The organism is Streptomyces buecherae, assembly GCF_014295035.1.
GTDB lineage: Bacteria > Actinomycetota > Actinomycetes > Streptomycetales > Streptomycetaceae > Streptomyces > Streptomyces youssoufiensis.
Map to the genome: position 1 here is coordinate 1569088 of NZ_CP060404.1, position 10198 is coordinate 1579285.

1 protein-coding gene is annotated in these 10198 nt (G+C 69.2%); it reads right to left on the reverse strand.

What is annotated here, in order from left to right; all coding sequences use genetic code 11:
* Positions 1-10 precede the first annotated feature (10 nt).
* Positions 11-10156: a type I polyketide synthase gene (locus tag H7H31_RS05685; RefSeq protein ID WP_187117808.1), complete on the reverse strand. Its 10146-nt coding sequence runs from the start codon at positions 10154-10156 to the stop codon at positions 11-13.
* Positions 10157-10198: the final 42 nt, after the last annotated feature.

Here is a 10198-nt window from a genome sequence, read left to right on the forward strand (position 1 = left end):
TCCAACAACATCAAAGGTCAGCGCCGCCCAGAGCCCTCTGGACGAGGTCATCGACATCCATCGTGTCGACCGCGCTACTCAGTACTTCTTGCGGCGCCGACTCGGAACCGCTCTCCGATATCTGAGCGAGTTCGAGCAGGGTGTCCATGAGCCCGGCTTCACGGAAACGCGCGAGCGGAACGGAGGCCAACGCCTCGCGTATCCGGTCCTCTTCCGAGCCGTTCCGCTCGGCCCCACCGCCTTGCGGGAACATGCCTGCTTCCAGGTGCTCCGCCAGGGCGATGAGGTTCGGGTAGTCGAATGCCAAAGTGGTCGGCAGCTCCAGGCCGGTGATCGCGCCCAGCCGGTTACGAAGCTGAACAGCCGTCAGGGAGTCGAACCCCAGCTCGGTGAACGACCGGTCATTCCCGATGGCGTCCGGGGCCGTGTGCGCCAGGACCGCGGCGACGTGCTGGCGCACCAGCTTGCGTAGTTGGCGCTGACGCTTCGCCGAGGGCAGCGCCTCCAGGCTGGTGCGCAGCTCGGTCGCCGCCGACTCGGTCGCCGCCGGGTCGGAAGGCGTCAGTGACGCCGTCGGCCGCCGCGTCTCCAACAGCTCGCTCAGCAACGCTGTCGTCCGGTCCGCTCCCAGCTCGCCCGCGAGCCGCTCCCATGTGGCATCGGCCACGAGGAGGAAGGCTTCGTCCAGGTCGAGAGCACGCTGAAGCGCGGAGATGGCCAGGTCCGGGTCCATCGGGGCCATGCCGCCCCGCCGCATCTGCTCTTCGAGCTCCCCGTCGACCGCCATACCGCTGCCGGCCCAGGCGCCCCAGGCGATGGACGTCGCCGGAAGACCATCCGCACGCCGCTGCAACGCCAACGCGTCCAGATACGCGTTACCCGCCGCATAACTCCCCTGACCCGGCCCACCCAACGTACCCGCCGCCGACGAGAACAACACAAACGCCGACAAGCCCATATCAGCCGTCAACTCGTGCAAGTTCCGCGCCGCAACCACCTTCGGACGCAACACCCCAGCCGCCCGCTCCACCGTCAGAGCATCCACCACACCGTCATCCAACACACCCGCCGTATGCACCACGGCAGTCAGCGGCAACTCCCGCGGAACACCCGCCAACACCGCCACCAACGCCTCACGATCCGCCACATCACACGCCACCACCGACACCCGAGCCCCCAGACCCTCCAACTCGGCCTTCAACTCAGCGGCACCCTCGGCCCCCAACCCACGACGACTCGTCAACACCAGATGCTCAGCACCCCGACGAGCCAACCAACGAGCCACATGACCACCCAACGCACCCGTACCACCCGTCACCAACACCGAACCACCCACACGCCACCCCTCACCACCCACGGCCTGAGGAGCCGAAGCGCGCACCAACCGCTTGGCGAACACACCCGAACCACGCACCGCGACCTGATCCTCACCCCCCACACCCGCCAACACCCCGACCAGACGCGACACAGCACGCTCATCCAACGACTCGGGAAGGTCGACAAGCCCACCCCAACGCTGCGGTTGCTCAAGCGCCGCGACGCCGCCGAGGCCCCACACCTGCGCCTGTGTGGCGCTCGCGAGCCGGTCGGAACGGCCCACCGACACCGCGCCCCGAGTGCCACACCACAGCCGAGCGCGCACCCCCAGCCCTGCCACGGCCTGCACCAGCCACAGCGTCAGCGCAAAGCCAGCGGATAGCGGATGCCCGGCCATCGGCTCCTCGTCCAACGCGAGCAACGACAGCACCCGGACCTCGGACTCGCCGTCGACCGCGGCCAGCAGTGCCCGGGCGAGCACGTCGCGGTCCGCGTCCGGGTCCACCGCCAGCGGTACGACACGGGCGCCGGACTTCGCGAGCCCTTGGGAGATCGTCTCGGTGAACTCGCTGTCCGCGAGCCCGGCGGGCACCACCAGCAGCCAGGCGCCCGACAGTGTCCCCACCGCCGTCTCCGGAACCGGCTTCCAGGAGACCCGGTAACGCCAGCCGTCGACCGTGGTCCGCTCGCGCTGCTGACGGCGGTACGAGGACAGCGCGGGCAGCAACTCGCCCAGCGAACCGCTCCCGTCGATGTCCAGCGTCTCCGCCAGTGCCTCCAGGTCCTCCCGCTCCACCGCGTCCCAGAACCGCGCGTCCACCGAGTCCACGGCGGAACCACCCGGCACGGAGCTGGTCGACGCCTCCGCCGGGTCCTCCAGCCAGTAGCGCTGACGTTGGAAGGCGTACGTCGGCAGCTCCACCGTCCGCGCACCACGCCCGGCGAAGACCCGCTCCCAACCCACCTCGACACCGTGCACATGGAGTTCGGCCAACGCCGCCGTCAGCGCCTGCACCTCCGCGCGGTCCTTACGCAGAACAGGTGCCACGACCGAGGCCGGACCCGCGTCCGCCCGCAGGCAGTCCTGCGTCATCGCGGTGAGCACACCGTCGGGACCCACCTCCAGGAACGAGGTCACCCCGAGCTTCTCCAGCGCCCGCACCCCGTCCGCGAACCGCACCGCCTGCCGCACATGCCGCACCCAGTACTCCGCCGAGCACACGTCGTCCGCGCCCGCTGGCTCACCGGTCACATTGGAGACCAGCGCGATGGTCGGCGGGGCGAACGACAGCCCCTCGACGACCTTGCGGAAGTCGCCCAGCATGGCGTCCATACGGGGCGAGTGGAAGGCGTGGCTGACCCGCAGGCGACGGGTCTTGCGCCCCTGCTGCTCCCACTGCCCGACGATCTCCGATACGGCGGCCTCGTCACCCGCGATGACCACGGCCGTCGGACCGTTGACCGCCGCGATGCTCACCTCGGCCTCACGACCGACCAGCGAGCCCGCGACCTCCCCCTCCGATGCCTGGATGGCCACCATCGCGCCACCCTCCGGCAGCGCCTGCATCAACCGACCACGTGCGGCCACCAGCGCACACGCGTCCTCCAGCGAGAACACCCCCGCCACATACGCGGCAGCGATCTCACCCACCGAGTGACCCATCACCACATCCGGAGTGACACCCCAGTGCTCCAGCAACCGGAACAGCGCCACCTCGACGGCGAAGAGCGCGGGCTGCGTGAACGCGGTCCCGTCCAGCAGCTCAGCATCCGCGCTGCCCTCCGCCGCGAACACCACTTCCTTCAGCGGACGGTCAAGCACGACATCCAGGTGCGCGCACACCTCGTCCAGAGCTTGCGCGAACACCGGGAACGCCTCGTACAACTCCCGACCCATACCCAGGCGCTGCGCGCCCTGACCCGAGAACAGGAACGCCCGTAGACCGGACGCGTTCGCCTCGCCCTGAACCAGTCCCGGGGCGGCTTCGCCGGATGCGACGGCCTCAAGTCCGGCGAGGAGTTCCGCACGACTCGCGCCCGACACCACCGCACGGTGCTCGAACATCGACCGCGTCGCCACCAGCGAGTGGCCGACATCCCACGCGCTCCACTCGTCCCGCTCCAACAGGAACGACCTGAGCCGCGCCGCCTGCGCCCGCAGCGCCTCCGCGCCACGAGCCGACAGCAACCACGTGACCACATCACTGTCGACACCGGAAGCCGGAACCTCCCCGGCCCCGGACTCTTCCTCACCGACCGCCGGAGCCTGCTCGATGATGGTGTGCGCGTTGGTCCCGCTCACACCGAAGGCCGAGACACCAGCCCGACGCGGACGCCCGGTCTCAGGCCACTGGGTGGCCTCCGTGAGCAGCCGCACCGCACCCGCCGACCAGTCCACCTGCCGCGACGGCTCATCCACATGCAGCGACTGCGGCAACACACCATGCCGCATCGCCATCACCATCTTGATGACCCCAGCCACGCCCGCAGCCGCCTGCGTATGACCAATGTTCGACTTCAGCGCGCCCAGCCACAGCGGACGACCCTCCGGCCGGCCCTGGCCGTAGGTGGCCAGCAGCGCCTGCGCCTCGATCGGGTCACCCAGTGTCGTGCCCGTGCCATGCGCCTCGACCGCGTCGACCTCGGCCGCCGACAGTCCGGCGCTGGCCAGCGCCTGCCGGATCACCCGCTGCTGTGACGGCCCGTTCGGCGCCGTGAGACCGTTGCTGGCGCCGTCCTGGTTGACCGCCGAACCGCGCACGATGCCCAGCACCTGGTGGCCGTTGCGCCGGGCGTCGGACAGCCGCTCCAGGAGCAGCATGCCCACGCCCTCGGACCAGCCCGTACCGTCCGCGGCGTCCGCGAACGGCTTGCACCTGCCATCGGGGGCCAGGCCACGCTGCCGGCTGAACTCCACGAACGCACCGGGCGACGACATCACCGAGACGCCTCCGGCGAGCGCCAGGTCACATTCGCCCTGGCGCAGCGCCTGCGCGGCCAGGTGTAGGGCGACCAGCGACGACGAGCATGCCGTGTCCACCGTCACCGCGGGTCCCTCAAGACCGAGCGTGTACGAGATACGACCGGATGCCACGCTTCCGGCGCTTCCGCTGCCGAGCGATCCCTCGAAGCCCTCGGGAACCTGCCGCAGCCGGGTGCCGTAGTCGTTGTACATCACGCCCACGAACACACCGGACCGGCTGCCCCGCTTGGTCGTGGGGTCGATACCGGCCCGTTCGAACGCCTCCCACGAGGTCTCAAGGAGCAGCCGCTGCTGCGGGTCGGTCGCCAGTGCCTCGCGCGGACTCATGTCGAAGAACGCGGGGTCGAACTGGTGCGCGTCGTAGAGGAACCCGCCGTTCTGGGCGTAGTACGTGCCCTCGCGGTCGGGGTCCGGGTCGTACAGGCGCTCAAGGTCCCACCCACGGTCGGACGGGAACTCGGACATCGCATCCGTGCCCGCCATGACCAACTGCCACAGTTCCTCGGGGGTCCGCACCCCACCCGGAAAGCGGCAGCTCATGCTCACGATCACGATGGGATCGCTGTCCACCGGCGTGCCCGGCGCGGCCAGCGCCGCCGCGCCCGCCGCGGAGGCAGCGCTGTCTCCGCCCAGGATCTCGTCACGGATGTGGCCGACGAGCGCCATCGGGGTCGGATAGTCGAAAACCAGCGTGGCGGGCAGCCGCAGACCTGTCTCCGCGGTGAGCCGATTCCTGAGATCGACCCCCATCAGCGAGTCGAAGCCGAGTTCCTTGAACGGCCGTCGCGTGTTGACGGTCTCGGCGGTGGCGTGTCCGAGGGCAGCCGCGGTCTGCGCGCGGACCAGTTCCAGCAACATCTGATCCTGCGATGCCCGCGGCAGGCCCGCGAGGCGCCGGCGCAGTTCATGGGGAAGGCTCTCGTCCTGCTCCGATCGCACGACACGGCGCGCTGTCACAGCGGGCACGACGTTGCGGAAGAGGGCGGGGAGTTCGGCACCCTGCGCGCGCAGCGCCGGGACGTCCAGCCGGAAGAGAACCGGAACGACCGCAGTCGAGACCAGAGCCGCATCGAACAGCTCAAGCCCCTCCTGGGAGGAGAGCGGCACCAGACCGGAACGCGACACTCGGCGCAGGTCCCTCTCGCCGAGGTGTCCGGTCATGCCGCTGGCCTCGGCCCACAAACCCCACGCCATCGACACACCCGGCAACCCCCGAGCCCGCCGCCACGACGCCAAACCATCCAAAAACACATTCGCCGCCGCGTAATTACTCTGCCCCGCACTCCCCAACACACCAGCAGCCGACGAGAACAACACAAACGCCGACAGACCCATCCCCTCAGTCAGCTCATGCAGGTTCCACGCCGCATCCACCTTCGCCCGCAACACCAACTCAACCCGCTCACGCGACAACGACGTCAACAACCCGTCATCCAACACACCCGCCGCATGCACCACACCACTGAGCCCAAAACCCTCAGGCAACCCCGCCAACACCCCAGCCAACACCCCACGATCCGCAGCATCACACGCCACAACCACCACCTCAGCACCCGCACCCTCCAACTCCGCCCGCAACTCCACCGCACCCTCAGCCCCCACACCACGACGAGAAAGCAACACCAACTTCCTCACCCCATGCCGAGCCACCAAATGCCGAGCCACCAAACCACCCAAGACACCCGTACCACCCGTCACCAACACCGCACCCGAACCAAACACCCCCGACCCCGACGGATCCGGTACTGGCACCCGACCCAAACGCGGCACCCGCACCACACCCGACCGCACCACCACCTGCTCCTCCCCCAACGCCAACACCCCAGGAAGAACACCCTCAACACCCTCCAGATCATCGGTGTCCACCAACACCAAACGCCCAGGATTCTCCGACTGCGCAGACCGCACCAAACCCCACACCGCAGCCCCCGCCAAATCCACCACACCACCACCCACATCAACAGCACCCCGGGTCACCACCACCAACCGCTCACCCACAACACCCTCACCCTCACCCGCATCCCCCACCCACGACCGCACCCGCTCCAGAACCTCAAGAACCCGCCCATACACCTCACCCACCACACCCGAACCACCAGAAACCACCCGCACAACCTGGGACCCCGACCCCACCTCACCCGCAACCACAACCCCAGGCGCATCCACCCACTCCACCTGGAACAACGCATCACGCGCCACCCCACCCACCGCACTCAACTGACCCGCGTCAACCGGCCGCAACACCAACGACTCGACCGACGCGACTGCGCGCCCCGACTCATCCCCCACCCACACCGACACCGCACCCGACCCTGAACCCGAACCGTGATCCGCCGACGCCAACCGCACCCGCAACGACGTCGCCCCCACCGCCTCCAGAACGAACCCACGCCAGGAAAACGGCAGCAAGCTCCCCGAACCACCCGCGAAGCCCTCACTCACACCCATCGCGTGCAACGCCGCGTCAAACAACGCCGGATGCAGACCAAACTGGCCCGCCCGCTCCCGCTCACCCTCAGGAAGCTCGACCTCAGCGAACACCTCACCATCACGCCGCCACGCCCGCCTCAACCCCTGGAAGAGCGGCCCATACTCCAACCCACTTGCCGCAGCCCGCACATACTCACCCGACACATCAACCAACTCAGCCCCCACCGGCGGCCACACACCAAAGTCGAAGGGAGCCACGTCGGCGGCTGCCGTCGGCGCGAGGACACCACGGGCATGGCACGTCCACGGCACGTCATCGGCCGCTGCCTCTTCCCGTGAGAACACACTCACCTCACGGAAGCCGGAAGCGTCCGCCTCCCCCGCCTCGACCTGGATGCGCACCCCACCGTGCTCAGGCAGGATCAGCGGCGTCTCAAGGACGAGTTCCTCAATCCGGCCACAGCCGACGTGATCCCCGGCCTGCCCCACAAGCTCGACAAACGCCGTCCCGGGCAGCAGCACGACCCCGTGGACGGCGTGATCCGCCAGCCACTCATGTGTGGCCAGCGACAACCGCCCACTCAGCAGCACTCCGCCACCGCTGGCCAACGACACCACCGCACCCAACAACGGATGCCCCAACGAACCCAACCCCACCGAACCCACATCACCCACACCCACAGGGGCATCAAGCCAGAAACGCTCCCGCTGGAAGGCATACGTCGGCAAGTCGACCTGCCGACCGCCTCGGCCCTTCAACACAGTGGCCCAGTCCACCTCGGCGCCGTTCACGAACACCTCGGCGACGGAGGTCAGGAACCGCTCCAGGCCGCCTTCGTCCCGCCGCAAGGTCCCCACCACCACGGCCTGCGCCTCGACGGCCTCCACCGTCTGCTGGACCGGCAGGGTCAGCACCGGATGCGGGCTCACCTCGATGAACACACCATGCCCAGTGCCCAGGAGAATTCGGGTCGTGGCCTCCAGCTCGACCGTCTGCCGCAGGTTGCGGTACCAGTACTCCGCGTCCAGTGCAGCCGTATCCACCAACTCACCCGACACCGTCGAGTAGAACGGCACCTCAGACGAGCGCGGCTCCAGGCCCGACAGGACCTTCAGCAGCTCCTCGCGGATCGACTCCACATGCGCGGAGTGCGAGGCGTAGTCCACCGGCACCCGGCGAACCCGCACCTCCTCACCCTCAAGCTCCGCCACCAGCTCATCCAACGCACCCGGATCACCCGACACCACGACCGCACCCGGGCCGTTGACCGCAGCGACCGATATCGCACCGCCCCAACCCGCGATGCGCTCCCGCGCCTGGTCCACCGGCAACCCCACCGACACCATGCCGCCACGACCCGCGAGACCACCCGCGATGGCCCGCGACCGCAACGCCACCACCTTCGCCGCGTCCTCCAGCGACAACGCGCCCGCCACACACGCCGCCGCGATCTCACCCTGACTGTGACCCATCACCGCATCCGGCACCACACCCACCGAACGCCACAACCGCGCCAACGACACCATCACCGCGAACAACACTGGTTGCACCACATCCACCCGATCAAAACCGGGAGCACCCTCAGCACCACGCAGCACGTCCGTCAGCGACCAGTCCACATGAGCCGACAGAGCCGCCTCACACTCGGCCACCGCCTGCGCGAACACCGGCGAGGAGTCCAACAACCCCACCGACATACCCACCCACTGCGCCCCCTGACCCGGGAACACGAACACCGAACGACCGGGAGGCGCGCTCTCGCCCACCACCACGCCCGGACGAGCGGACTTCTCCGTGACGGCGCTCAGGCCGGACAGCAACGTGTCCCGGTCCCTGCCCACCAGCACCGCGCGGTGCTCCAGCACCGACCGAGTCAGGACCAGGGACCGCGCCACATCGGCGGCGCCCAGTTCCGGACGCTCGGCCACGAACTCCCGCAGCCGCTCCGCCTGCGCCCGCAGCCCCTCCTGGCTACGGCCCGACACCACCCAGGCCACCGGGCCCTCGGTGACCTCTGCCTCAGAGTCGCCAGCCGGCTCAACCTCCGGCGCCTGCTCCAGGATCACGTGCGCGTTCGTCCCGCTCACACCGAACGAGGACACACCGGCCCTGCGCCGCTCACCCGTCTGCGGCCACGGGGTCGACTCGGTCAGCAGCGACACCGCCCCCGCCGACCAGTCCACGTGTTCCGACGGCTCGCCCACGTGCAGCGTCTTGGGCAGCACGCCGTGCCGCATCGCCATCACCATCTTGATGACGCCACCCACGCCCGCGGCTGCCTGGGTGTGCCCCACGTTCGACTTGAACGAGCCCAGCCACAACGGCCGGTCGGCTCCGGAGCGCTCCTTGCCGTACGTGGCCAGCAGCGCCTGCGCCTCGATCGGGTCACCCAGCGGTGTTCCGGTGCCGTGTGCCTCCACCGCGTCCACATCGGCCGCGGACAGGCCGGCGTTGCGCAGCGCGTCGCGGATCACCCGCTGCTGGGAGGGGCCGTTGGGCGCCGTCAGTCGGCTGCTCGCCCCGTCCTGGTTCACGGCGGCGCCCCGTACCACGGCCAGCACCTGGTGCCCGTTGCGCTGGGCATCGGACAGCCGCTCCAGCAGCAGCACGCCGGCGCCCTCGGACCATCCGGTGCCGTCGGCGGCGTTCGAGAACGACTTGCAGCGTCCGTCCGCGGCCAGGCCGCGCAACCGGCTGAACTCGATGAACACCCCTGGTGTCGCCATCATGGCCACGCCACCGGCGAGCGCGAGCGAGCAGTCGCCCTTGCGGAGCGCCTGGACGGCCAGTTGGAGCGCCACCAGCGACGAGGAGCACGCGGTGTCCACGGTCACGGCGGGGCCTTCGAAGCCGAAGGTGTACGAGATGCGGCCGGAGGCGACACTTCCGGCGCTGCCGTTGCCGAGGTGGCCTTCGAGGCCCTCCGGTATGGCCTGGATGCGGGAGCCGTAGTCGTTGTACATCACGCCGACGAACACGCCGGTTCGGCTGCCGCGCGCGGACGCCGGGTCGATGCCCGCCCGCTCCAGCGCTTCCCACGAGGTTTCAAGGAGCAGCCGCTGCTGCGGGTCGGTCGCCAGCGCCTCACGCGGGCTCATACCGAAGAAGGAGGCGTCGAAGCCGTTCGCGTCGTGCAGGAACCCGCCCTCACGCGTGTAGCTCTTGCCCGGCTTCTCCGGGTCGGGGTCGTACAGGTCCTCGTCCCACCCCCGGTCCACGGGGAAGGTGGAGATCGCGTCGGTGCCCGAGGCGACCAGCTCCCACAGGTCTTCGGGCGACTCCACCCCTCCGGGATACCTGCACCCCATGCCGACGATCGCGATGGGCTCCCGGTCCCTGTCCTTGAGTTCCTTCAGCTCCTGACGAGTTTCGTGCAGGCTGGCCGTCGCGCGCTTGAGGTAGTCGCGCAGCTTGGTCTCGCTCACCGTTTCTGGTCACTCCTCTGAGCACCCCGGACAGGGGTGGAA